The sequence below is a fragment of the Micromonospora sp. SYSU B005 genome (assembly GCF_055362685.1).
On sequence record NZ_JAXCFU010000002.1, the window covers coordinates 518267 to 541882 of the forward strand.

General features: G+C 74.2%; 25 protein-coding genes. 14 read left to right on the plus strand and 11 right to left on the minus strand.

Going from position 1 to position 23616, the window contains the following annotated elements; all coding sequences use genetic code 11:
• Positions 1 to 40: 40 nt before the first annotated feature.
• The 5 genes from SM452_RS07615 to SM452_RS07635 all read left to right on the plus strand — a co-directional run bounded on the left by SM452_RS07615 (position 41) and on the right by SM452_RS07635 (position 5936).
• Positions 41 to 997, plus strand: coding sequence for a hypothetical protein (locus SM452_RS07615; RefSeq protein WP_463839584.1), 957 nt, complete (start codon positions 41 to 43; stop codon positions 995 to 997).
• Positions 998 to 1071: 74 nt separating this feature from the next.
• Positions 1072 to 2079, plus strand: coding sequence for a membrane protein (locus SM452_RS07620; RefSeq protein WP_463839585.1), 1008 nt, complete (start codon positions 1072 to 1074; stop codon positions 2077 to 2079).
• A gap of 204 nt (positions 2080 to 2283) precedes the next feature.
• On the plus strand, positions 2284 to 3522 hold the full coding sequence (locus SM452_RS07625; RefSeq protein WP_355508723.1) for an MFS transporter: 1239 nt from the start codon (positions 2284 to 2286) through the stop codon (positions 3520 to 3522).
• An 80-nt stretch (positions 3523 to 3602) separates the two neighbouring features.
• Positions 3603 to 5465: a transketolase gene (locus SM452_RS07630; RefSeq protein WP_463839586.1), complete on the plus strand. Its 1863-nt coding sequence runs from the start codon at positions 3603 to 3605 to the stop codon at positions 5463 to 5465.
• A gap of 81 nt (positions 5466 to 5546) precedes the next feature.
• Entirely contained in the window at positions 5547 to 5936 is a 390-nt protein-coding gene (locus tag SM452_RS07635; RefSeq protein ID WP_262011572.1) for a DUF2267 domain-containing protein, read from the plus strand.
• Between the two features lie 88 nt (positions 5937 to 6024).
• Here the strand turns inward: SM452_RS07635 and SM452_RS07640 are convergent, their stop codons facing one another.
• A complete protein-coding gene (locus tag SM452_RS07640) occupies positions 6025 to 6423 on the minus strand; it encodes a YchJ family protein (protein WP_463839587.1) in 399 nt (132 codons plus the stop codon).
• Between the two features lie 110 nt (positions 6424 to 6533).
• Here SM452_RS07640 and SM452_RS07645 point away from each other — a divergent pair, with 110 nt between their 5' ends.
• On the plus strand, positions 6534 to 7535 hold the full coding sequence (locus tag SM452_RS07645) for a phosphotransferase family protein (RefSeq protein WP_463839588.1): 1002 nt from the start codon (positions 6534 to 6536) through the stop codon (positions 7533 to 7535).
• A 3-nt stretch (positions 7536 to 7538) separates the two neighbouring features.
• Here SM452_RS07645 and SM452_RS07650 read toward each other — a convergent pair whose 3' ends face one another.
• The 4 genes from SM452_RS07650 to SM452_RS07665 all read right to left on the minus strand — a co-directional run bounded on the left by SM452_RS07650 (position 7539) and on the right by SM452_RS07665 (position 10747).
• A complete protein-coding gene (locus tag SM452_RS07650) occupies positions 7539 to 8180 on the minus strand; it encodes a class F sortase (protein WP_262011569.1) in 642 nt (213 codons plus the stop codon).
• A 73-nt stretch (positions 8181 to 8253) separates the two neighbouring features.
• Positions 8254 to 8736 carry a hypothetical protein gene (locus tag SM452_RS07655; RefSeq protein ID WP_463839589.1) on the minus strand — a complete coding sequence of 161 codons (483 nt, stop codon included), beginning with the start codon at positions 8734 to 8736 and terminating at the stop codon, positions 8254 to 8256.
• 242 nt (positions 8737 to 8978) lie between these two features.
• A complete protein-coding gene (locus tag SM452_RS07660; RefSeq protein WP_463839590.1) occupies positions 8979 to 9647 on the minus strand; it encodes a response regulator in 669 nt (222 codons plus the stop codon).
• Entirely contained in the window at positions 9644 to 10747 is a 1104-nt protein-coding gene (locus tag SM452_RS07665; RefSeq protein ID WP_355508712.1) for a sensor histidine kinase, read from the minus strand. Before SM452_RS07665 ends, SM452_RS07660 begins: the two co-directional genes overlap by 4 nt.
• 169 nt (positions 10748 to 10916) lie before the next feature.
• Here SM452_RS07665 and SM452_RS07670 point away from each other — a divergent pair, with 169 nt between their 5' ends.
• The 5 genes from SM452_RS07670 to SM452_RS07690 all read left to right on the plus strand — a co-directional run bounded on the left by SM452_RS07670 (position 10917) and on the right by SM452_RS07690 (position 15615).
• Entirely contained in the window at positions 10917 to 11333 is a 417-nt protein-coding gene (locus tag SM452_RS07670) for a DUF6069 family protein (RefSeq protein WP_262011566.1), read from the plus strand.
• Between the two features lie 197 nt (positions 11334 to 11530).
• Positions 11531 to 11938 (plus strand): YciI family protein, encoded by a 408-nt coding sequence (locus tag SM452_RS07675; protein ID WP_013286440.1) that lies wholly within the window; start codon positions 11531 to 11533, stop codon positions 11936 to 11938.
• An 8-nt stretch (positions 11939 to 11946) separates the two neighbouring features.
• A complete protein-coding gene (locus SM452_RS07680) occupies positions 11947 to 13092 on the plus strand; it encodes an RNA polymerase sigma factor (protein ID WP_262011990.1) in 1146 nt (381 codons plus the stop codon).
• A 42-nt stretch (positions 13093 to 13134) separates the two neighbouring features.
• Positions 13135 to 14382: an MFS transporter gene (locus tag SM452_RS07685; protein WP_262011565.1), complete on the plus strand. Its 1248-nt coding sequence runs from the start codon at positions 13135 to 13137 to the stop codon at positions 14380 to 14382.
• 48 nt (positions 14383 to 14430) lie between these two features.
• Positions 14431 to 15615: a lycopene cyclase family protein gene (locus tag SM452_RS07690; RefSeq protein ID WP_463839591.1), complete on the plus strand. Its 1185-nt coding sequence runs from the start codon at positions 14431 to 14433 to the stop codon at positions 15613 to 15615.
• On the opposite strand, the gene SM452_RS07695 is transcribed toward SM452_RS07690, so the two are convergent.
• Both SM452_RS07695 and SM452_RS07700 read right to left on the minus strand, forming a co-directional pair.
• Complete coding sequence (locus SM452_RS07695; protein ID WP_355508707.1) at positions 15612 to 16730, minus strand: serine hydrolase domain-containing protein; 1119 nt, start codon at positions 16728 to 16730, stop codon at positions 15612 to 15614. The genes SM452_RS07690 and SM452_RS07695 overlap by 4 nt on opposite strands.
• Before the next feature lie 89 nt (positions 16731 to 16819).
• Positions 16820 to 17608: a tyrosine-protein phosphatase gene (locus SM452_RS07700; protein WP_355508705.1), complete on the minus strand. Its 789-nt coding sequence runs from the start codon at positions 17606 to 17608 to the stop codon at positions 16820 to 16822.
• Positions 17609 to 17678: 70 nt separating this feature from the next.
• Here SM452_RS07700 and rnhA point away from each other — a divergent pair, with 70 nt between their 5' ends.
• Complete coding sequence (gene rnhA, locus SM452_RS07705) at positions 17679 to 18245, plus strand: ribonuclease HI (RefSeq protein WP_135240256.1); 567 nt, start codon at positions 17679 to 17681, stop codon at positions 18243 to 18245.
• Here the strand turns inward: rnhA and SM452_RS07710 are convergent.
• From SM452_RS07710 to SM452_RS07725, 4 genes are all read right to left on the minus strand, one after another.
• Entirely contained in the window at positions 18164 to 18424 is a 261-nt protein-coding gene (locus SM452_RS07710; protein ID WP_355508703.1) for a hypothetical protein, read from the minus strand. The genes rnhA and SM452_RS07710 overlap by 82 nt on opposite strands.
• A gap of 73 nt (positions 18425 to 18497) precedes the next feature.
• Positions 18498 to 18752, minus strand: a complete 255-nt coding sequence (locus tag SM452_RS07715; RefSeq protein WP_262011560.1) for a preprotein translocase YidC — start codon at positions 18750 to 18752, stop codon at positions 18498 to 18500.
• A 215-nt stretch (positions 18753 to 18967) separates the two neighbouring features.
• Positions 18968 to 19849 (minus strand): pentapeptide repeat-containing protein, encoded by an 882-nt coding sequence (locus tag SM452_RS07720; RefSeq protein WP_463839592.1) that lies wholly within the window; start codon positions 19847 to 19849, stop codon positions 18968 to 18970.
• Positions 19850 to 19991: 142 nt separating this feature from the next.
• On the minus strand, positions 19992 to 20393 hold the full coding sequence (locus SM452_RS07725; RefSeq protein WP_262011558.1) for a subtilase-type protease inhibitor: 402 nt from the start codon (positions 20391 to 20393) through the stop codon (positions 19992 to 19994).
• Positions 20394 to 20801: 408 nt separating this feature from the next.
• On the opposite strand from SM452_RS07725, the gene SM452_RS07730 reads away from it, so the two are divergent.
• On the plus strand, positions 20802 to 21809 hold the full coding sequence (locus tag SM452_RS07730) for an ABC transporter permease (RefSeq protein ID WP_262011557.1): 1008 nt from the start codon (positions 20802 to 20804) through the stop codon (positions 21807 to 21809).
• Between the two features lie 57 nt (positions 21810 to 21866).
• Complete coding sequence (locus SM452_RS07735; protein ID WP_463839593.1) at positions 21867 to 23615, plus strand: ABC transporter substrate-binding protein; 1749 nt, start codon at positions 21867 to 21869, stop codon at positions 23613 to 23615.
• The last annotated feature ends 1 nt before the right edge of the window (position 23616 follow it).

Consider the following 23616-nt stretch of genomic DNA (forward strand, 5'->3'; position numbering starts at 1 on the left):
CCGCTGCCCCGCACCGCAGCCCGTCCCGGGGACGGTCGGCGTGACCCGCCCCGACGAGCCCACCGAGGCGCTGCCCACCCGCGCCCTGCCGATCACCGGCGCCGCGGACACCGCCGAGCCCACGGTCCACCTGACCGCTATCCCCGGCGGGGACGACCGCACCGCAGACCTCGCCGCCTCGGCCACGCCGACACCGGCGGATGCCGAACCGACTGTGCACCTGCCCCCAGGCGGGGCAGACGCCGCGGGCGAGGCGACCGTTCATCTCCCGGCGGCTCCGGACAGCGGGGCGGGGCAGGCCACCGTCTACCCGCGTCCGAGCGCGGAGCCGGCCCCGCGTCCCGGTGCGGAACCGACAGCATCGTGGCAGCCCACCGCCTCCTGGCAGCCCACCGGCGTACCGCATCGGGGCCAACCCGCCGGGACGGCGGCGACGGGCGCCGGGGCGTACCCGGATCGGAGCGGCCACGCGCGGGCGGCGAGCGGCGTGCCGGCCCCCGGCGGTGAGCTGCGCTTCGGGCCGGGCGTGCCGGCGACGCCGCCGCCCGCGCCGCACTGGCCCACCGCGCCCCCGGTCCGCCCGCGCCCGGTCTGGCGTCGCGTCGTCTCGGTGCTGTCCACGCTGCTCACCGTGGTGCTGCTGCTGACTGTCGGCCTCTACCTGTGGCAGCGGCTGCGCCCGCTGGAGGTCGAGGGGGTCACCGTGGCGGTGCCCCGGCCCGCCGGTGTCGCCTGCGACGTGACAGTCGACGTGGTGGCCACCGTGCGCACCAACGGGCGCGGCGGGACGATCAGGTACCAGTGGTTCCGCTCCGACGCGCCGCCCGGCGCCGTGCTCACCGAGCGGGTCGGCAGCGGGCAGCACACGGCGGCGCTCACCCTGAAGTGGACGTTCACCGGGGCCGGCACGACCACCGGGATCGCCACCGTCAACATCATCGAACCGTCGACGGCGCAGGCCGGCACCCGGGTCGTCTACCGCTGTCCCGGCGGCTGACCCGCGTTTCCCCGCGCGCGGGTCCGGGTAGCCCCACCCGAACAAACATGGACCACGTACGTGGAGGCCCTTCGATGAGAGACAACTTCGGGGACGCGGTGGGCGACGCGTTCCGTTCGGTGATGCTGTTCCTGCCCAAGGCGGTCGCGTTCGTCGCGATCCTGATCGTCGGCTGGCTGATCGCCAAGGCCGTGCTGAAGCTCGTGGACAAGGTGCTGGAGCGGGTCCACTTCGACCGGGCCGTCGAGCGCGGCGGGATCAAGACCGCGCTGGCCCGCTCGAAGTACGACGCCAGCGACATCGTCGCGAAGCTGGCCTACTACGGCGTGCTGCTGGTGACGCTGCAGCTCGCGTTCGGCATCTGGGGCCCGAACCCCATCTCCGACCTGATCGCCGGTGTGATCGCCTGGCTGCCCCGGGCGTTCGTCGCCATCGTCATCGTGGTGGTCGCCGCGGCCATCGCCCGCGCGGTGAAGGACATCATCTCCAGCGCGCTCGGCGGCCTCTCGTACGGCCGGGTGCTGGCGAACCTCGCCTCGGTGTTCATCCTGGGCCTCGGCGTCATCGCCGCGCTCAACCAGATCGGCGTCGCCACCACAGTCACCACCCCGGTGCTGATCGCGGTGCTCGCCACCGTGGGCGGCATCCTGGTCGTCGGCGTCGGCGGCGGGCTGGTCCGGCCGATGCAGAGCCGCTGGGAGAACTGGCTGACCCGGGCCGAGGAGGAGTCGCGGACCATCGCCACGCACGCCCGCGCGTACCAGGCCGGCCGTCGTGACGTCGAGGCCCGCCTGGCCGCCACCGGCCCGTACGCGGACTCCGAGCTGACCCAGCCGGTGAGCCGCGACGCCGAGGCGGACCGCACGCAGCCGGTCCCGGCCTACCCGGCCACCGCCGGCGCGGATGCCACCGAGCCGGTGCCCTCGCCGACGGGCGCGGAGGCCACGCAGCACATCCCGACGTACGCGGACTCCGACCGCACCCAGCCGACCACGCCGCGTCAGCCGACCGCCGAGCAGGCCGCGGACAGCGAGGCCACCATGGTCATCCCGCAGGCCGACGTGGAGAAGTTCCGCCGCTGACCCGACAGCAGCGACGAATCGGGGCGGGACCGCGCGGTCCCGCCCCGATCTCGTGCCCGCCGCGGGACAACCGGGACGCGTCGCGGCGGATAGGATCCCGGCATGACCTGGCGATGTTGATGCCTTCCTGAGCGACGAGGCCGCGGGCCGCCGCGGACGCCGTGCATTCCGACCGGTGTCCGTCACGTCCCGTGGGAAGGTTCCATGCTCGTCGCTCCTGCCCGCGTACCAGCGACCCGCCGTCTGGCGGCGACGCTCTACGGGTACGCGTTCCTCACCGACCTCGTCCTGCTCTACCCGCTCTACGTGCTGCTGTTCGCCGACACCGGGTTGTCGGTCGGGCAGATCTCCTCGCTGTTCGTACTCTGGGCGGCCACCGGCATCGTGCTGGAGGTGCCCTCCGGCGTGTGGGCCGACGCGGTGTCGCGCCGCCTGCTGCTCTGCCTGGCGCCGCTGCTGGCCGCCGCCGGGTTCGCACTCTGGGTGCTGCTGCCGTCCTATCCGGCGTTCGCCGTCGGCTTCCTGCTCTGGGGCGCCGGTGGCGCGCTGCGCTCCGGGGCGCTGGAGGCGCTGGTCTTCACCGAGCTGGAACGCCTCGGCGCGGCCGACAGGTACGCCCGGCTGATCGGCCGGACCCGCACCGCCGAGGTGCTCGGCGCGGTCGGGTCCGGGGTGCTCGCCGGGCCGGTGTTCGCGCTCGGCGGCTACCTCGCGGTCGGCGTGGCGAGCGTGGCCACGTGCCTGCTGGCGGCGGCTGTCGCGGCCCGCTTCCCGGAACACCGCCGACCACCGTCCGCGCCGGTCCCGGGCGAGCCGTACGGGCCGCGCGCGAGTGCCGCGCCGGGGGAGGGGCCGGGCGAGGACGAGCCCGGCTGGCTGGACAGCCTGCGCCTGGGCCTGCGCGAGGTGCGGGCCGATCGCCGCGTCCGCGCCGCCGTACTGCTGGTCGCGGCCGTCACCGCGATCTGGGGTGGGCTCGACGAGTACACCGGGCTGCTGGCCGCCGACATCGGCATGGCCGAGGTGGGCGTACCGCTGCTGCTCCTGCTGGTGTGGGCCGGGATGACCGTGGGCGGGCTGCTCGCGCCGCTGGGCGAGCGGCTGTCCCACCGCGGGTACGCCGGCCTGCTGGTGTTCGCGGCAGCGGCGACCGCCGCCGGTGCGCTGCTGCGGCACCCGGCGGGGTTCGTGCTGCTGGCTGCCGCGTTCGCCGCGTTCCAGTTGGCCACCGTGCTCGCCGACGTGCGGCTCCAGGCCCGGATCACCGGGTCGGCCCGGGCCACCGTCACCTCGCTCGCCGGAATGGCCACCGACCTGACCATCGTCGCCTTCTACGCCGGGTACGGGCTGCTCGCCGGTGCGGTGGGCAACCCGGCTGCCTTCGCGGTCGCGGTGCTGCCGTACCTGCTGGTGGCGCTCTGGCTGCTCACCGGTCGAGCGTGAATCGCCAGAAAGGGGACCAATGGTCGCGTTCGCGGCCTAGCGTTGGTCCGGGAATTCGGCGACCCCGGGAGACGATCGCGGTGACGTTGGAAGCAGAGCGCACGCTGCGCGACGAGGAGCTGACCGGGCTGGCGGACCTGGCCGCCCAGCTACGGGTGGACGCGATCAGGTGCAGCACGATGGCCGGCTCCGGGCATCCCACGTCCAGCCTGTCCGCCGCCGACCTGCTCGCCGTGCTCGTCGCCCGGCACCTGCGCTACGACTGGTCCTACCCGGGCAACCCCGGCAACGACCACCTGATCTTCTCCAAGGGGCACGCCTCCCCACTGCTGTACGCGGTGTTCCGCGCCACCGGGGCGATCAGCGAGCAGGAGCTGCTGGAGACGTACCGGCGATCCGGATCACGCCTGCAGGGCCACCCCACGCCGGTGCTGCCCTGGGTGGACGTCGCCACCGGCTCGCTCGGGCAGGGCCTGCCGGTCGGCGTCGGGGTGGCGCTCGCCGCCCAGTACCTCGACCGGTCGCCCGCGCACGTCTGGGTGCTCTGCGGCGACAGCGAGACCGCCGAGGGATCGGTCTGGGAGGCGCTGGACAAGGCCGGCCACTACGGGCTGCGCAACCTCACCACGATCGTGGACGTCAACCGGTTCGGCCAGCGCGGCCCCACCGAACTGGAGTGGGACCTGGACACCTACCGGCGGCGCGTCGAGGCGTTCGGCTGCCAGGCGATAGTCGTCGACGGCCACGACCCGGGCGCGATCGACGAGGCGTACGGGCAGGCACGCGACGCCACCGGACCGGCAGTGGTGCTGGCCCGCACGGTCAAGGGCAAGGGCGTGCCCGAGGTGGAGAACGACCCGGCCTGGCACGGCAAGCCGTTCGACCCGGAACTGGCCGACCGGGCCGTGCGGGCGCTCGGCGGGCCCCGGCGCATCCGGGTCGCCGGACCGAGACCTCCCGCCGCGCCGCGCACCGCCCCGGCCGAGCACGGACAGCCGGAACTGCCGCGGTACTCCCGTGGCGCGAAGGTCGCCACGCGGGACGCGTACGGTGACGCGCTGCGCGCCCTCGGCGCCGCCCGGCCCGACGTGGTCGCGCTCGACGGCGAGGTCAGCGACTCCACCCGGGCGGAGAGCTTCGCCGCCGCGTACCCGGATCGGTTCTTCCAGATGTTCATCGCGGAGCAGCAGCTCGCCGCCGCGGCGGTGGGCCTGGCGGTGCGCGGCTACCGGCCGTTCGCGGCGACGTTCGCCGCGTTCTGGTCCCGGGCCTACGACTTCATCCGGATGGCCGGGGTGTCCCGCGCCGACATCGCGCTGGTCGGGTCGCACGCCGGGGTGGAGATCGGCGCGGACGGCCCGTCCCAGATGGGGCTGGAGGACATCGCGGCGCTGCGCGCGGTGCCCGGCTCCACGGTGCTCTGCCCGGCCGACGCGGTCTCCTGCGCGGCCCTCGTCGCCCAGATGCCCGACCACCCGGGGGTCAGCTACCTGCGGACGACGCGCGGCAAGTACCCGGTGCTCTACGACGACGCCGAGCCGTTCCCGATCGGCGGCAGCCGGATGGTGCGCGACGGCGGGGACGTGGCGCTGCTCGGCACCGGCGTGACGGTGCACCTGTGCCTCGCCGCCGCCGACGAACTGACCCGCGAGGGCATCGACGCCCGGGTGATCGACCTGTACTCGATCAAGCCGGTGGACCGGCAGCGCCTGGCCGAGACCGTCGTGGAGACCGGCGGGCGGCTCGTCGTGGTCGAGGACCACTACCCGGAGGGCGGGTTGGGCTCGGCGGTGCTGGAGGCGCTCGCCGACCTGGGCGAACCGGCCCGGGTCAACCACCTTGCGGTACGCGGGCTGCCCGGTTCCGGCACCCCCGCCCAGCAGTTCGACCGGGCCGGCATCGGCGTCGGCGCGATCGTCTCGGCGGCGCGGGCCCTGGCCTGAGCGCCTGTTCGCCGGGGCCGGCGGTGTTTGCCGAGACCGGCGGCGGGTAGCCACGCTGCCGTTGCGACGGGAGGACGGACGATGGCCGAACCGGAGTTCTACGCGCGGGTGTCCGCCCGCGCCGGCGTACCGGTCGAGACGGCCCGCGCGCTGACCGAGGCGACGCTGCGCACGCTCGCCGAACGGATCAGCGGCGGCGAGGCCGACGACCTGTCCGCGCACGTCGCGCACGAGCTGCGTCCGCTGCTGGCACGCGCCCGGGTCGAAGACCCCGAGGCCTTCGGGTACGACGAGTTCCTGCGCCGGGTCGCCGAGCGCTCCGGCGCGACCCCGTCCGACGCCGAGCGCGGCGCGCGGGCGGTGTTGCAGGCGCTGCACCGGGTGATCGGGCCGGCCCAGTTCAACCGCGCGTTGTCCCAGCTGCCGCGCGAGATCGCCGAGCTGGCCCAGCCCACCCCGCGCCCCGCCTAGGTGTAAGGAAGGGCCCTTTATTAACGCCTCCGGTAGAGGAAGGGCCCCTTGTTAACACCCGCCGCCGACGTCGGAGCCGGGGGCGGCGTCACTCGGGCAGCGCGTCGACGTAGACCCAGCGGCCGTCCTCGCGGGCGAAGCGGCTGTGCTCGGCCAGCACACCCGCCCGGCCGCCCTCGCGGTAGTGCGCCCGGAACCGGACCGTACCGGCGCTGTCGAACAGGCCGCCCTGCCCGGTCTCCACGATCTCCAGCCGGGTCCAGCGGGTGCCCGGCTCCAGCTCCAGCCGGTCGGGCCGGGTGGTGGAGTGCCAGCTGTGCCGCAGGTAGGCCGCGTCGCCGAGCGCGAACGCGCTGAACCGGGACCGCATCAGCGCCTCCGCGGTCGCCGCCGTCGCCTCGCCCCGGTGGACCGGGGCGCAGCAGTCCGCGTACGGTCGGCCGGTGCCGCACGGGCAGGTCGCCGGACGTTCGCCCCGTCTCGCCATGCCACGATTCTTCCAAGCGCCGGGGAGGTGTTAACAGGGGGCCCTTCCTCTACCGGAGGCGTTAACAGGGGGCCCTTCCTTACACCGCAACCCGGTACGATCCCCGGACCATGAGCGTGAGCCCGACTCAGCGTGATCTCGACCCGGGACAGGTCCGCCGCTACCTCACCGCCTCGCTCGGATCCGGTGCCGAGGTGGCCGACTGCGGGCCGCTGACCGGGGGCGGGTTCGCCGCCGTCTGGCAGGTACGCCTCACCGACGGCCGCGACGTGGTGCTCAAGGTCGGTCCGCCGCCGCACGTGCCGTTGCTGCGCTACGAGCGGGACATGATCGGCGCGGAGGCGCACTACCTGCGCCTGGTGGCCGACCGCGCACCGGGGGTGCCGACGCCGGCGCTGCTGCACCACGGCACCGACCCCGAGCTGGGCGACTGGCTGCTCATGGCGCGGCTACCGGGTCGTACCCTCTGGGACCTGAGCCGGGCCGGCGCGGACGTCGGGCCGCTGCGCGCCGAGTTCGGCCGCGCGCTCGCCGCGCTGCACGGCGTCACCGGCGAGCGGTACGGCTACGACGGCGGCCGGGCCTCCGGCGCGACGTGGCGGGACGCCTACACGGCCATGGTGGACGACATGCTCGCCGACGCCGATGACTGGGCGGTGCCGCTGCCGGTGCCCGCGTCCCGGATCCGGGAGCTGGTGGCGGGGCACGCGGCGGTGCTCGACGCGGTACGCCGCCCGGCGCTGCTGCACTTCGACGGCTGGGCCGGCAACGTGCTGGCAGTGGACGGGCCGGACGGAAAACCCCGGCTCACCGGCCTGGTCGACGGCGAGCGGTACCTGTGGGGCGATCCGCTGATGGACCTGGTGTCGCCGCTGCTGTTCCGGCGCGCCGAGGACGAGCCGGACGACCCGCTGGTACGCGCCTACCGGGCGGCGGCGCCGTTCCCGCTCGACGACGGGGCGCGGCGGCGGCTCGGGCTCTACCGGCTGTATCTCTACCTGCTGATGACCGTCGAGATGCCCAGCCGGAACATCACCGCCGACAACGACCCGGGCCGGGTGGAGCTGCTGGCGGAACTGCTCGGCGCGGAACTGGCCGACCTGGCGGACTGAGCGTCACCGGGTCGCGGTGGCGAAGACGACGATGTTGTCCGGGTAGCTGCCGGTCCGCGGGTCGAACCGCCCGCCACACGTGATCAACCGCAGCCGCGCCGCCGCGTCGCCGCCGTAGACCCGCGCGGTGGGGAAGCGCTCCTTCGGGTACGCCCCGACGCCGTCCACAGTGAACGTCGCGGTCCGGCCGTCGGCCCGCAGCACCCGGATCGTGTCGCCGCCGCGAAGCCGCCCGAGGTCGAAGAAGACCGCCGGGCCGTGCTGCGAGTCGACGTGCCCGACCAGCACCGCGTTGCCGGCCTGGCCGGGGGCGGGGCCGGGGTGGTACCAGCCGGTGACCTCCGGGCGTTCCAGCGGCGGCACCTCGAGCGCGCCGTCCGCGTCGGTGGCGACCGGGACGATCTCGGCGTCGACGCCGATGCGCGGGACGGTGATCCGCACCGGCGTGGACCGGGGCAGCGCCGGGCCTGCCGTACCGGGGCGTTCGGTGGCGGGCGCGGCGGAGACGCCGGGCTGCGGTGGTGACGCCGACGTGGTGCCGAGCCCGGCCGAGACCAGCCCGGTGCCGGTGGCGGCGGCGACGGTGACGGCGGTGACCAGGACGGCGGTGTGCAGGCGCGACCGGCGCTGCGACTCCGACAGCATCCCACCTCCGTTCGACGGGGACGCGGCGCCCGCGCCGGAGCATCCGGCGCGGGCGGACCGCTCGGCGAGCCGGTCAGGCGAGGGCGTCCGCGCGGCGCCGGCGGATGACCGCGTACGCGCCTCCGGCGAGCGCCCCGGCGGCCAGCACGCCACCGGCGATCAGCACCCCGGTGTCGCCGTCGCGCCCGCCGCCACCGGCCTGCGCGCCGCCGATCGGCGTGACGGTGAACGTGGCGCTGCCGCCGTCGCTGCCGTCGCCGCAGGTGGTGGCGACGGTGTACGTGCCGAGCGTGAACCCGGCGGTGAACAGTTCGGCGCTCAGGCCACCGCCCGCGGCCGCAGTGGTGGACCGGACGTTCTGGTCCCGGTCCGGGCCGGTGACCCGGAAGATCGCGTCACCGGCGTTCGGGTTGCACGTGGTGGTCAGCACGACGGTGCCGCCGACCGGGGTGGTGGCGGGTGAGACTCTGGTGTCCGCCAGCGCGGCGGCCGGGAGCAGCAGTGCGCCGAGGCCCACGCCGAACGCCGCCGATCCGAGAAATGACTGTGCCTTCATCCGCGTCTTCCCTCACTTTTCGTCCGCTGTAGGCGTGGGACGTCGTTCGGGTGGCCAACTCCGTGACGAGCACCGGTGTGGCCAACACTAGGAGGGTTGCGGCGGTCACGGGGGGTAATTGAGAAATCTTCGTTGCCGTCCGGTGTGCTCCCTGCCGCCACGAGACGGCGGACATGCCGGGCCAGGCCGGGCGGCGAGCCGTCACGGTTGGCCGCGTCTGGGTCCGCTGTCCGGTTCGGCGCCTACCGGGTCGGCGGCTCCGGCCGGACCAGTCCGGTGTCGTACGCGAGGACCACCGCCTGGATCCGGTCGCGCAGGCCCAGCTTGGTGAGGATCGCCGAGACGTGGGTCTTCACGGTGGCGGTGCTCAGGTGCAGCCGGGCGGCGATCTCCGCATTGGACAGTGCCCGCGCGGTGAGTGTCAGCACCTCCCGCTCGCGGGCGGTCAGCACGGCGAGGGCGTCGCCGGTGGGCGCGGGCGCGGGCAGCCGGTCGGCGTACCGGTCCAGCAGCCGCCGGGTCACTGTGGGCGCGAGCAGGGCCTCGCCGCGCGCCACCACGCGTACCGCCTCGGCGAGGTCGGCCGGGCGGGTGTCCTTGAGCAGGAACGCGCTGGCCCCGGCGCGCAACGCGGCGTAGACGTGTTCGTCCAGGTCGAAGGTGGTCAGCATGACCACCTTGGCCGGGTTGCCGGCGGCCACCAGGTCGCGGGTGGCGGCGATGCCGTCGCGCCGGGGCATCCGCACGTCCATCAGCACCACGTCCGGCCTCGTCCGGGTCGCCACCGCGACCGCCTCGACGCCGTCGGCGGCCTCGCCGACCACACTCAGGTCGGGCCGCGCGTCGAGGACTGTGCGCAGCCCGGCGCGGATCAGTTCCTGGTCGTCGGCGACCACCACCCGCACGGTCACCGGCCCGCTCCGACCGGCAGTCGCGCGTGGACCCGGAACCCGCCGGCCGGCAGCGGGCCGGCGTCGAGCGTGCCGCCGAGCAGCCGGGCCCGCTCCCGCATGCCGACGATGCCGCGCCCGGTGGGCGTACCGGGCCGGCGGGTGGGCGCCGGGCCGTCGTTGACGACCTCCAGCCGCAGTACGCCGTCGCGGTAGTGGACGTCGACGTCGGCGCGTGTGGCGTGCCCGTGGCGCAGCGCGTTCGTCAGTGACTCCTGCACGATCCGGTACGCCGACAGTTGCACCCCGCCGGGTAGCGCCTCGCCGTCGCCCTCCCGGTGCAGCGTCACCGGCAGGCCGACCGCCCGTACGGCGTCGGCGAGCGCGTCGAGCTGCGCCAGCCCCGGCTGTGGCCCGCCCTGCTCGGACCCGTCGTCGACGGCGAGCGCGTGCAGCATGGCCCGCAGTTCGGTCAGCGCCGACCGGGCCGCCGTGTCGATCGCGGCGAGCGCGGCGCGGGCCTGCGCCGGGTGCTCGTCGAACACGTCCTCGGCGGCGGCGGCCTGCACCGCGATGACCGCGACGTGGTGCGCCACCACGTCGTGCAGTTCCCGGGAGATGCGTTCCCGCTCGGCCGCCAGCACCTGCCGTTCCCACGCGCAGCGCCGTTGCGCCTGGCCCCGTTGCAGTTCGCCGAGCGTCCAGCTCAGGCCCAGCGCGGTCACCGCCAGCAGCAGGTCCCGCCAGCCGCCGGTGACCAGCTTCCACGGCGTGGGCGCCAGCAGCAGCCCGAGCGCGACGAGCGAGTACCGGGGTGGGCGCAGCCGGGCCACGTACGCCATCGGGATGGCGACCAGCCCGAGCCAGCCGAGTTGCGGGCAGAGCGCCTCCAGGCCGACGCCGGCCAGCGCGGCGACGCCGACGGCGTACCCCGGGTGGCGCCGGATCCACAGCAGACAGCTCGCCTGCGCCACGGCGAGGCCGACCGCGACGGCGGTCGCGCCGGTCGTGTCCGGGCCGGCGTCGGAGGCCAGCAGCGCGAGCAGGCACACGGCGAGGCTCGCGGTGGCGATGCCGCCGTCGAGCAGCAGCAGGAACCGGGACCGGGACGCGCACCTCATGTCCGGATGCTAGGCCGCCGGTCCACCGCTTCTCATCGGTCGCCAGACGGAGATCCGCGCCGGTGGTCGGTCCAGCGACGGAGCCGGGAACCGCTCCGCGGCCCGATCCGCGCGGCGGCCCGCCGGACCTAGCGTTTCCGGCAGTCGTCCCGATGTGGAGGAGTCACCGATGGAGACCACGATCCCGACCGTCGCCACCCGCCCGAACCGCCGCCGGGACCGCCTGCTCACGGTGTTCGCGGCGACCGTCGCCGCGCTGCTGGGATGGGTGGTCGCGGTACCGGTCGCCGGGGTGGACCTGATCGCGCGCAGCGGCTCGACGGACCAGCGGGTGACGCCGGTGGCGGTGGCGGTGAGCACGCTGCTCGCCGGGCTGGCCGGCTGGGCGCTGCTGGCCCTGCTGGAGCGGCTCACCGCCCGCGCTCGGACGGCCTGGACGGTGGTCGCGGGCCTGGTGCTGCTGGTGTCGCTGCTCGGGCCGCTGGGCGGGGGAGTGGGGCGTGCGGCGACGCTGACGCTTGTGGTGTTGCACCTGGTCGCGGGCGCGGTGCTGATCACCGGCCTGCGCCGGACCGCCGCCCGCTGACGGCCGGCGATCCGCTGATGGTCCGGACCGCCGCGACGGGGGCAGGCGGCCCGGACCATCAGAACCAGCCTCCTAGGATGGCTTGCGCGATGTGACGCCCGAAATTCCTCCGCCACCGATGTCGAGAACGCCAGGGCGGCTTCGTCCCCGGAGTGAACGCGGCCAGAATGGGTCGCACCCTCCACGAGGAGACACAAATGAAGTACCTGCTCCTGAAGCACTACCGCGGCGGCCCGACCCCGGTGTCCGACATGCCGATGATCGACAAGTGGACGCCGGAGGAGATCTCCGCGCACGTGCACTACATGCAGGAGTTCGCGGCGAAGCTCCAGGAGAGCGGCGAGTACGTCGACGGCCAGGCGCTCGCCCCGGAGGGCACGTTCGTCCGCTACGACGGCGAGGGACGCCCGCCGGTGACCGACGGCCCGTTCGCCGAGACGAAGGACCTCATCGCCGGCTGGATGGTGATCGACGTGGACAGCTACGAGCGCGCGCTCGAACTCGCCGCCGAGCTGTCGGCCGCGCCCGGGCAGGGCGGCAAGCCGATCCACGAGTGGCTGGAGCTGCGCCCGTTCCTGACCGCGCCGCCGACCATCACCGAGTGATCCGTCCGATGGACGAGGTCGCACTCCGCAGCCTCATCCCGGGCGTGCTCGGTGTCCTCGTCCGCCGCGGAGCCGACTTCGCGGCGGCCGAGGACGCCGTGCAGGACGCACTCGTCGAGGCGCTGCGTGTCTGGCCGGACGACCCGCCCCGCGATCCGCGCGGCTGGCTGGTGACGGTGGCGTGGCGGCGGTTCCTGGACGTGGTCCGCGCCGACGCCGCCCGGCGCCGGCGTGAGGACCTCGTGGACGAGGAGCCGCCGCCCGGGCCGGTGCCGGCGGTGGACGACACGCTGCGGCTCTACTTCCTCTGCGCGCATCCGTCGCTGAGCCCGTCGTCGGCCGTCGCGTTGACGCTGCGTGCCGTCGGCGGGCTCACCACCCGGCAGATCGCGCAGGCGTACCTGGTGCCGGAGGCCACCATGGCGCAGCGGATCAGCCGGGCCAAGCGCACCGTCTCCGGGGTCCGCTTCGACCGGGCCGGTGACGTCGCCACCGTGCTGCGGGTGCTGTACCTGGTGTTCAACGAGGGCTACTCCGGCGACGTGGACCTGGCGGCCGAGGCGATCCGGCTCACCCGGCAGCTCGCCGCCGCGATCGACCACCCGGAGGTGGCCGGGCTGCTCGCGCTCATGCTGCTGCACCACGCCCGCCGGGCCGGACGGACCGCGCCCGACGGCAGCCTGGTGCCGCTCGCCGAGCAGGACCGCCGCCGGTGGGACACCACGCTGATCGCCGAGGGCGTGGGCATCCTGCAGACCGCCCTGTCCCGGGACCGGCTGGGCGAGTTCCAGGCCCAGGCCGCGATCGCGGCCCTGCACGCCGACGCGCCCACCGCGGCCCAGACCGACTGGGTGCAGATCGTCGAGTGGTACGACGAACTGGTCCGCCTGACCGGCAGCCCGATCGCCCGGCTCAACCGGGCGGTGGCGGTCGGCGAGGCGGACGGCCCGCGCGCCGGGCTGGCGGCGCTCGCGGCGCTCGACGACACGCTGCCCCGGTACACGGCGGTGGCCGCGTACCTGCACGAACGCGACGGCGACCCGGACACGGCGGCGCGGCTGTACGCGGAGGCGGCCCGCCGGGCGTCCAGCCTGGCCGAACGCGACCACCTGAACCGGCAGGCGGCCCGCCTCAACAGCCGCCGCCCCGGATAAACCGGTCGGCGGCGACCGTCGGCGCTGGTAGGTTGCCTCGCCGTGACGGGGGAACGGCTCGGCGGGCGCTTCGCCCGACTGTGGACGGCGAGCACACTGTCCGCGCTGGGGAGTGGGACGGCGACGGTGGCCGCGCCGCTGTACGTGGCATCGATCACCGACGATCCGCTTGTGGTGTCGGCCGGGGCGGCGGTGTCGTGGCTGCCGTGGCTGCTGTTCGCGCTGCCCGGTGGCGTGCTCGCCGACCGGGTGGACCGGCGGCGGCTGATGGTGCTCATCGACTGGGTACGCGTCGGCGCGCTCGCCGTGCTCGCCGCGGCGATGCTCGCCGACCGGGCCGGGATCGCGCTGCTCTACGCGGTGCTGTTCGTGGTGAACACCGGCGAGGTGGTGTTCCGGACCGCCGCGCAGGCGGTGCTGCCGGCGGTGGTGCCGCGCTCGATGCTGGAACGCGCCAACGGGTGGCTGGGCGGCGGCACCCAGGTGATGCAGAACATGATCGCCGGCCCGCTCGGCGGGTTCCTGTTCGTGCTGGCGGCGTCACTGCCGTTCGCCCTCAACGCCGGCACGTACGCGCTGAGCGCCGTGCTGGTCGGGCTGCTCGCCGGGACGTACCGCGGCGGGCCGGCGCCGGACGAGCGGCGGTCGGTGCGGGCGGAGGTCGCGGAGGGGTTCCGCTGGCTGTGGCGGCAGCGGCTGCTGCGCACCATGACCGTGCTGATCGGCCTGCTCAACGTCACGCTCACCGCCGCGGTGGCGGTGCTGGTGCTGCTCGCCACCGAGCGGCTGGGCCTCGGCTCGGTCGGCTACGGCGCGTTGTTCACCTGCATGGCGGTCGGCGGGGTGCTCGGCTCGCTGGTGGGGGACCGGCTGATCGCCGCCATCACGCCCACCTGGACGGTGCGGACCGGGCTGCTGATCGAGGCGGGACTGCACCTGGCGCTCGCCGCGTCCCGCAGCGCCGCCGTGGTCGGGTTCGCGCTGTTCGCGTTCGGCGCGCACAGCGCGCTGTGGAACATCGTGGCGAACTCGCTGCGGCAGCGGCTCACCCCGCCGGAGTTGATGGGCCGGGTCGGCAGCACCACGTTGTTCGTCGCGGCGGGTGGCAACTGTGTCGGCGCGCTGCTCGGCGGCGTGGTGGCGGCCCGGTTCGGCATCACCGCGCCGTACTGGGTGGGTTTCGTGGTGGCGGTCGCGGTGATCGCCGCGACGTGGCGGGTCTTCGACCGGGCGACGGTGGCCGCCGCCTACGCCGAGCCGGCCCCGCAGAAGCCCGCGCCGGTGGCCTGAGCGCGGGTCGGCCGGTGGCCGCCTGCGCCGATGTGGCAGCGTGGCCGGATGCACGCTTCCTTCCCGGTCGACGTCGACCTCGCGCTGGTCGGCGGCGGCGGCGCCGCGTCCCTGGTCCTGGCCGCGCTGGACCGCCACGACGTGACCGGGCTGCGGGTCGCGGTGGTCGACCCGGTGCACAAGCGCGGCCAGGACCGCACCTGGGCGTTCTGGGGCCTGCCCGGCGACGACCTCGACCCGCTGCTGAGCGCGAGCTGGTCGCAGGTCGACGTGGTCACGCCGGCCGGCCGCCGCGTCCTCACGCTCGACCCCCTGCGGTACGGCATGCTCCGCTCCGCCCCGGTCTACGACCGGGCTGCCGCGGCCGAGCGGCGGCTGGACGCGGTCCGGATCAGCGCCCCGGCGGGGGAGTTGCACGACGACGGTGAGCGGGTCACGGTCCGCGACCCGGACGGGCGGGACCTGGTGCGGGCCGGGTGGGTGCTCGACTCGCGGCCCCGGCGGCCGAAGCGACCGGGACGTACCAGCTGGTTGCAGCACTTCCGCGGCTGGTGGCTGGCCGCCGACCGGCCGACGTTCGACAGGCAGCGGGCGGTGCTGATGGACTTCCGCACACCCCAGCCGGAACGCGGCGTCTCCTTCGGGTACGTGCTGCCCGTCGACGACCGGTTCGCGCTGGTCGAGTACACCGAGTTCGGGCCGGAACTGCTCGACGACGCCGGGTACGACGCGGCGCTGCGCGGCTACGCCGACCTGCTCGGTCTGGACCTGACCGCGCTGCGGGTGCGGGAGGTCGAGGACGGCGTGATCCCGATGACCGACGGCCCGTTCGAGTCCCGCCCGAGCCCGCGGGTGGTGCGGCTGGGCACCGCGGGTGGGGCGACCCGTCCGTCCACCGGATTCACGTTCTCCGCGATGCTGCGCCAGGCCGACCAGGTGGCACTGGCGCTCGCCGCCGGCCGTCCGCCGGTGCCGGCGCCCGCGTACCCGGGCCGGCACCTGTGGATGGACGCGGTGGCGCTGCGCGCGCTGGACCGGGGGCACGTCGGCGGGGTGGAGTTCTTCGAGCGGCTGTTCGACCGCAACCCGCCGGAGCGGGTGCTGCGGTTCCTCGACGGCGTGACCAGCCCGGCCGAGGACCTGGCGGTGATGCGGTCCAGCCCGCTGCTGCCGATGACCGGCGCGGTGCTCGGCGACGCGGCCGGGCGGTTGCGGGCCCGCCTGCGCCGCTAGCCTCGGTGGCCGGTCGCTGCGGCGACGCGGTCGCGTACCAGCGTCCGCAGCTGCTCCATCGGGTCGCCGTCGCCCGCGCCGAGCCGGTTGCGCACCGCCGCCACCGTCAATCCCAGTTCCGGGTACGCGAACGCGAGGCTCCCGCCGCTACCCGCGGTGCCGAACGATCCGTCGTCGTCGACCGCATACCCGAGCCCGAACGTGCTCTCCTGCCCGAACACCCACTCCTGTGCGCGTACCGCAGGGGCGGACACCTCCCGCATCCGCTCGGCGGAGATCAGCCGTACCCCGTCGACCGGGCCGAGCAGCGCCGCGTACATCCGGGCCACCGCGCGGGCGCTCATCGTGCCGACCGACGGCACGTCGGCGCGCAGCACGTCGGGGCGGGAGCCGATGACGGTGTCCGGTCGTACGCCGGGTGGCGCGACCGCGTCGAAGTGCGGCAGGTTCGCCCCGGCCCAGGTCATCAGGGCGGACAGGCCGGCGTCCTCCAGCCGCGCCAGCCGGGGCAGGTCCGCCTCCGGTACGCCGAGGAACAGTTCCCGGTCCACGCCGAGCGGCCCGGCCACCTCGTTCGCGAGCACCCGCGAGATGGGCGCGCCGGTGATCCGCCGGACCACCTCGCCGACCAGCCAGCCCCACGTCCACGCGTGGTACGCGAGCCGCTCGCCCGGTGCCCACAGCGGACGCGCGTCGGCCAGCAGTTCGCACATGCGCGTCCAGTCGGTGAAGTCCTCGGGTGTGACGTCGGCGGGCAGCGCGGGCAGGCCGGCGGTGTGGGTGAGCACGTGCCGCAGCGTGATGCCGTCCTTGCCGTGCCGGGCGAACTCCGGCCACACCGCGGCGAGCGGCAGGTCGTAGTCGAGGCGTCCCCGCTCGGCCAGCACGTGCACCACTGTGGCGGTGAGGCCCTTGCCGGTGGAGACCGCGTGCACGGGCGTGTCGGCGGTCATCGGCCGGCCCGTGGTGGTGTCGGCCAGGCCGGCCTGCTCGGTGACGATCGCGACCCCGTCCAGGTACGCGGCCACTTGCACACCGGTCTCCCGCCCGGAGGAGACCAGCTCGTCGATCGTCGCCCGCACCTCGGCCCGCAGGCCGTCCCACCGCGTGTCCACGATCCCGCAGCGTGCCAGACCGTGGCAGCGGCGTCGTCTGCTTTTCGTGGGAACGGCGACCGCGCCCGGTATCGGCGGCCGGCGGTGCTCTACCGGGCGGCCGGCGTCGGCGTACTGCCGGTGGTGCCCTGGCTGGGCAGCGGGTTCGTGCCGTCGGTGAGCAGCCGGGCACGCAACGCGTCGATCGTCTTCTCGCCGACGCCGAGCCGGCCGGTCACGTACCCGTGCACCGAACCGTGCGCGGCCCGCAGGTCGGCCAGCACCAGCCGGATGATCTCGGCCGGCGCCCGCCCGTACGCGGGCCAACCAGGCGTCGCGCCGCCGTTGCGGTCCCGCCACTCGGCCACCAGGCGGTCGGTGGCCTGCTCGGTGAGCGCGAAGTCCGCCGCGATCTGGTCGTCGTCCACGCCGAGCAGGGACAGCACCAGCGCGGCGAGCAGCCCGGTGCGGTCCTTGCCGGACGCGCAGTGGAACACCAGCGGGTGCTCGCCGTCCGCGATCACCTCGATCGCCCGGCGCAGCTCGGCCACGCCGTCCTCGGCCACCTCGGCGTACCGGTCGGCCAGGTAGCGCCACGGGTCCACGTCGGGGTCGATGTCGGCCTGCACGTACGGCCGGTGCTCGATGCTCAGGTTGTGCCAGGTGACGCCGAGGCTCTCCGGGGCCCGGCCGCGGTCGGCGATCTCCCACGGGTACCGCAGGTCGATCACGGTGCGGACGCCGAGCGCCGCGAACCGTTCCAGATCCTCACCGGCGAGCTTGGCCAGCGAGTCGGAGCGGTAGAGGCGGCCCCGGGCGACGGTGCGGCCGTCGCCGGTCCGCCAGCCACCGAGGTCACGGAAGTTGCAGAGCGTGGCGAAGTCCGGGGGAGTGGTCATCCCGGCACGCTAGCCGGGCGCGGCGGGTCGGGTGGTCCCGCGTGCCCGCGTACCCGGTAGGTTGCCGGGCATGGCGGAGGCGGAGACCGGCCGGGTCGTGGAGATCTGGACCGACGGCGCGTGCAGCGGCAATCCCGGGCCCGGCGGGTGGGGCGCGGTGCTGCGCTGGGGCGGGCACGAGCGGGAACTGTGCGGCGGCGAGGCCACCCCGACCACGAACAACCGGATGGAGCTGACCGCCGCGATCCGGGCGCTGGAGAGCCTGACCCGCCCGGTCACGGTACGGCTGCACACCGACAGCACGTACGTGCGCAACGGCATCACCGGCTGGCTGAACGCGTGGAAGCGCAACGGCTGGCTGACCGCCGCGAAGCAGCCGGTGAAGAACGCCGACCTGTGGCAGGCGCTGGAGGCGGCCTGCGCCAGGCACGACGTGACGTGGCTGTGGGTGAAGGGCCACAACGGGCACCCGGAGAACGAGCGCGCCGACGCGCTGGCGAACCGGGGCATGACCGAGGCGCGAGGCGCCGGCCCGGCCGCCACCCCGCGTGCGCGTCAGCGCAGCGGCCGGCCCTCCTCGATCTCCTCCGGCTCCTCGGACGGGTCGCCGGTGCCGGAGACCGCGTCGACGTCGTAACCGGCCCGGCTGACCTCGCGTGCCGAGCGTCGCTCCTCGGCGGGCAGGTCGGCGAAGTCGTCACCGGTGTCGTCGGTGGTGTGCAGGGATTCGCCCGGCGGGCGCAGGGACGCCTCGTACGCGGTCGCGCCGTCGGGTTCGTCGCCGGCCGCGCGGCCGAAGGACTCTTCACTGGTCATGTCGCACTCCTGCCCGCAGCGGGTGACGGCAAACGTTCGGGTGGCCTGGTGTCCGGCCAGTGCGCGCGCTCGCTCAGCCGGCGGCGTCCCGTCCGCGGGCCGCGTCCGGGTGGGTCGGCATCGAGGAGCCGCCGGAGCTGCTGCCGGAGGCGCCGCCCGCCATGCCGGATCCGTCGTCCTCGGTCACCTCGTCCGGTTTCGGCGCACCGGGAGCGGGCGCCGGCACGTCGGTGTCCGCGGCCGTCTGCACCAGCGGCACCTGCCCGGCCTCGTCCTCGGCGTGTGCCGGGTCGACCGGCTCCGCACCGTCGCGTGCCCGATATCCCACCGGGGCCCCTCCCGTTCGGCCAACAGTCGTTCGCGCGACCTACCCGACCCCACCCCCACCAAACCCGCCCCCCGCACTCGCCCGTCCTCCCCCCGCCCCATTTCTCGCCGTGATCAAGGAGTTCGTGTCCCGATCCGGCCCCGAGCCGGACACAAACTCCTTGATCGCCGCTGTGCGGGTGCGGGTGCCGATGCGCGGGCGGGCCGGGTTCAGCGTCAGCGGGGTCGGGGTCGGGGGTGGCGCCGGCGCGGCTGGGGGCGCGTCGGGGTCAACGTCAGGGACCAGTGGGACGGGCGGCGCAGGCCCGGCGGCAGGACCGTGCGGTGGTCGCCGCGGGCAGCGTCGAGCTGCGACTGGTGCGTGAACAGGCACTCGCCCAGGTCCGCGCCGCGCAGGTCGGCTCCGCGCAGGTCCGCGCCGGTCAGGTCGGCTGCGCCGAGGCGTACGCCCCGCAGGTCGGCGCCGATCAGGCAGGCGCCGCGCAGGTTCGCCCCGGCCAGCGGGGTACGGCGCAGGTCCACCCCGATCAGCATCGCGCCCCGGCGGTCCGGCCCGGCCTTCCCGGCTCGGGCCTGTTCGGCGGCGCGGGACAGCAGGCGGTTGGCGCGGTCCCGGTGCGCGTCGACGTCGAGGGCGAGCAGTTCCTCGGGGGTGCCGTCGGTGAGCCGGCCGGTCTCGTCGAGCGCGGCGGTCAGCTCGTCGCGCAGCGGGCCGGGCGGGGCCAGGCGTACCGCCTCGGTCAGGTACCACAGCAGTTCGTGCAGCGGCCGTAGTACGGCGAAGCTGTCGAACATGCGCTGTGCGGTGGCCCGGTCGGCCCGCCAGTCGCGGCCGGCGAACGTGTGCTGCGTGAGGTGCTGGCCGGCGCCGAAGCAGTCGAACACGGTGCATCCGGGGAAGCCGCGTTGCCGCAGCTCGGTGTGGATGCCGCAGCGGAAGTCGGCGCCCAGGTTCGGGCAGGGCCGCCCGGCGGGCTTGTCGATGGCGAAGTCGGCCGACGCGGTGAACGCGGGAGCGACGCAGCACACTCCGGCGCAGCGCGAGCAGTCCGCCCGCAACTCCCGCCCGTCACCCACCGCGCCCGACCCGAGTCCCACCGTTCCCCCCTCCCAGCACCCCGCCCATTCTCCCCACCTCACCCCACAACCTCCCCACCCCACCCCGTCGATCATGAGGTTGACGGCGACAAACCGGACCGGAACCGCCGCCAACCTCATGATCAACGCGACAAGGAGGAGGTCAGAAGGTGAAGAGGGAGGCGGTGGTGCGCTGCATCAGGCAGGCGTTGGCGAACGTCCGGGTGTAGGAGATCGGGCGGGTCTGCCAGATGCCCACGGCACGCGCGACGACCGGGTCGTACTGCGAGGTGCAGGGCGCGCCGTCCACGTCGAGCGCGTCCAGGTCGCCGTCGACGCGGGCGACGAGCCGGCAGGCGGTGATCGGGTCGGGGTGCAGGCCGCCGGTGGGCCCGCAGGTCAGCACCGTGGCGCGCGGGCCGGCGCCGTCGTCGACGGTGAGCAGCAGCACCGAGGGGGTCTCCGGGCCGGGGCGCGGCGCGGCCTGCGCGGGGGCGGCCGGCGCGGCGAGGCCGCCGAGCGCGGCGACCAGGGCCGCAGCGGCGGTACGTCGGGCGAAGGGCATGGGTGGTCCTTCCGTCGGGGCCCCGGGTGAGGGCCGGTGGACGGCCCGGCACGTCGTGCGAACCGGACCGCCGAGAACCCTAGGTGGACGGTGTGAACGCGAAGAGTCACGAAGTGTTACACCAGCCGACGCTGCCGTCCGATCGGTGTGACATCGGTGTACGGGAATGCCCGAACGGCTGACAACCGCCCGAATGCCTTGCGGCAACGCATTCCGAATTCGCGACACGCCTGCCTGAAAGGCTGACAACCGAATCGCTCCGTTATTGCGCCGATGCATTCCGTACGCCGGATCGTTGTCAATGCACGACAACCGGAACGGCCGTTACCGGAACGATTCTTTCGAGTACGCCATAGCGCATTACCGTCGGGTGGCAGGGCGTTTTCGTCCCCGTCGGGAGGACTGCTCATGAGCGAACTGTCGTACCCACCGGCCGCTCCCGGCCCCGATGTCGAGGCCGTTCCCGCCCCCGTCGGCCGGCCCGGCGAATTCGTCGGCCGGTCACCCGGCCGGCTCGCCTGGCTGCGGCTCAAACGCGACCGTACGGCCCGCGCCAGCGCCGTCACGCTCGCCGTCGCCGCCCTTGTCGCGCTCGGCGCGCCACTGCTGGGACGGCTCACCGGAATCGATCCGACCGACAAGTTCGCCGACCGCCTGAACGATTTCGGAATGCCGATCGGGTACGCCGGCGGAATCAGCGCCGACCATTGGCTCGGGCTCGAACCGGGCAGCGGGCGGGACATCCTGATGCAACTGGTCTACGGCCTGCGGACGTCGCTGTTCATCGCGTTCGCCTCGGCGCTGCTGGCATCCGGCATCGGCGTCGCTGTCGGTGTGCTGGCCGGGTGGGCCAGAGGCTGGCTGGACAGCGTCGTCAACTGGCTGATCGACCTCACGCTGGCGTTCCCGTTCCTCATCTTCGCCCTCGCGGTCATCCCGATCCTCCAGGACCGCTTCTACTCCGACCGGGAGGCGCCGTCGCCGGCCTTCCGGGTGGCCCTGATCGTCGCCACCTTCGGCCTGTTCAGCTGGACGTACACCGCGCGCCTGGTCCGCGGTCAGGTGATCTCGCTGCGCGAGCGGGAGTTCGTCGAGGCGGCCCGGGCCGCCGGCGCCGGCACCGCGCACATCCTGCTGCGGCAGCTGCTGCCGAACATCTGGGCGCCGATCCTGGTCACCGTCTCGCTGATGGTGCCGCAGTTCATCGCCATCGAGGCGGCGCTGGCGTTCGTCAACATCGGCGTCACCGAACCCACGCCCGACCTGGGCCGCATGATCTTCAACAGCATCGGCTACGTCGCGAGCGACCCCTGGTACACCCTGTTCCCCGGGTTGACGGTCTTCCTGCTGGTCCTGGCGTTCAACCTGCTCGGCGACGCGCTGCGCGACTCGCTGGACCCCCGCTCCACCCGGTAGTCCCCACGGCCATCAGTGCCCGGCCGGCGGGGGCCGCCGGGCAGGAAGGAGCACACCGTGCGCGCACGAACCCGGACACTGACAGGTGTCCTCGCCGCGGCGGCGCTGGCCGCCGCCGGCTGCAGCCCCACCACCGACGACGGCGGGGGCGGCGACGACCAGAAGACCAAGACCCAGAGCGGATCGATCTCGTACGAGGCCGCCGACAACCAGGGCCCGGCGAAGCCCGTCGACGGGGCGTCCCGCGGCGGCACCCTCACCGTGATGCAGCCGGCCGACTTCGAGCACCTCGACCCGGCCCGCAACTACGTCAACGTGCAGCAGGTCGCCGGCGGGCTGCTCTACCGCGCGCTCAACGGCTACAAGGAGGACGGCACCGGCAAGCTGCTGCTCGTCGGCGACCTGGCCACCAACCCAGGCAAGGACGTCAACGGCGACTGCAAGGTCTGGGAGTTCACAGTGCGCGACGGCGTGAAGTACGAGGACGGCACGCCCGTGTCCAGCAAGGACGTCGCCCACGGCATCGCCAGGTCGTTCGCGGCGAACCTCAACGAGGGCCCGCACTACATCCAGCAGTGGCTCTACCCGGGCGGGGCCTACAACGCCACCTACAAGGGACCGTACGACGGTGGCAAGCCGATGCCCGACGGCGTCGCCACCCCCGACGACCGGACCATCCGGTTCACCTTCCCGCAGCCGCACTGCGACCTGCCGTACGCGGCGGCGCTGCCCACCAGCGCGCCGGTGCCCGCGGCGAAGGACACCCGCGCCAACTACGACCTGCGGCCGTTCTCGTCCGGGCCGTACCGGGTGAAGACCTACCAGCGCGACGTGTCGCTGGAGCTGGAACGCAACCCGAACTGGGATCCGGCGACCGACCCGATCCGCAACGCGTACCCGGACGCGATCCGGATGACGTTCGGCCTGGAGCAGGCCCAGATCGCCGAGCGCCTGGTCGCCGACGGGCCGGCCGACCGGGCGGCGCTGAGCTGGTCGGACGTGCCGCCGTCGGTGCTGCCCCGCACCACCGGATCCGGCGTCGCCGACCGGGTGGTACGCGGTCCGACGCAGTACAACTGGGTGCTGAGCATCAACACCCAGCGGGTCACCGACCTGAGCGTACGGCGGGCGCTGAACTACGCGGTCGACAAGGACGCCCTGCTCAAGGCGCTCGGCGGGCAGGCCGCCGGCACCCCGGCGACCACGCTCATGTCGCCCACCACCGCCGGTTTCGTCCCGTACGACCTGTTCAACGCTCCGGTCACCGGCGACAAGGCCAAGACCGCCGAGCTGCTCGCCGGCAAGCGCCCGAAGCTGGTCCTCGCCCACTCCAACCTGGAACTGCGCACCCAGCAGGCCGAGGCGCTGCGCAAGAACCTCACCGACATGGGCTTCGACATCGTGATGAAGCCGATCGACAACAGCAGCTACTACGACGAGGTCGGCCGTAAGGACAACCCGTACGACATGTACCTCACCGGCTGGGGCTCGGACTGGCCCACCGGCTCGACAGTGATCCCGCCGGTCTACGACGGACGGGAGATCGTGGCCGAGGGCAACCAGAACCTGTCGTACCTCAACGAACCGTCTGTGGGCGCGGAGATCGACCGGGTCCGCGACCTGCCGGCCGCCGAGCAGGACGCCGGCTGGATGGCGCTCGACCGCATGATCATGGAGAAGTACGCGCCGGTGGTGCCCTGCTACTACGACGCCACCTACGAACTGCACGGCTCGAAGGTCGGCAACGCCTTCCTCAGCGACGCGTTCGGGATCATCTCGCTCAACGGCATCTACGTGAAGAAGTGAC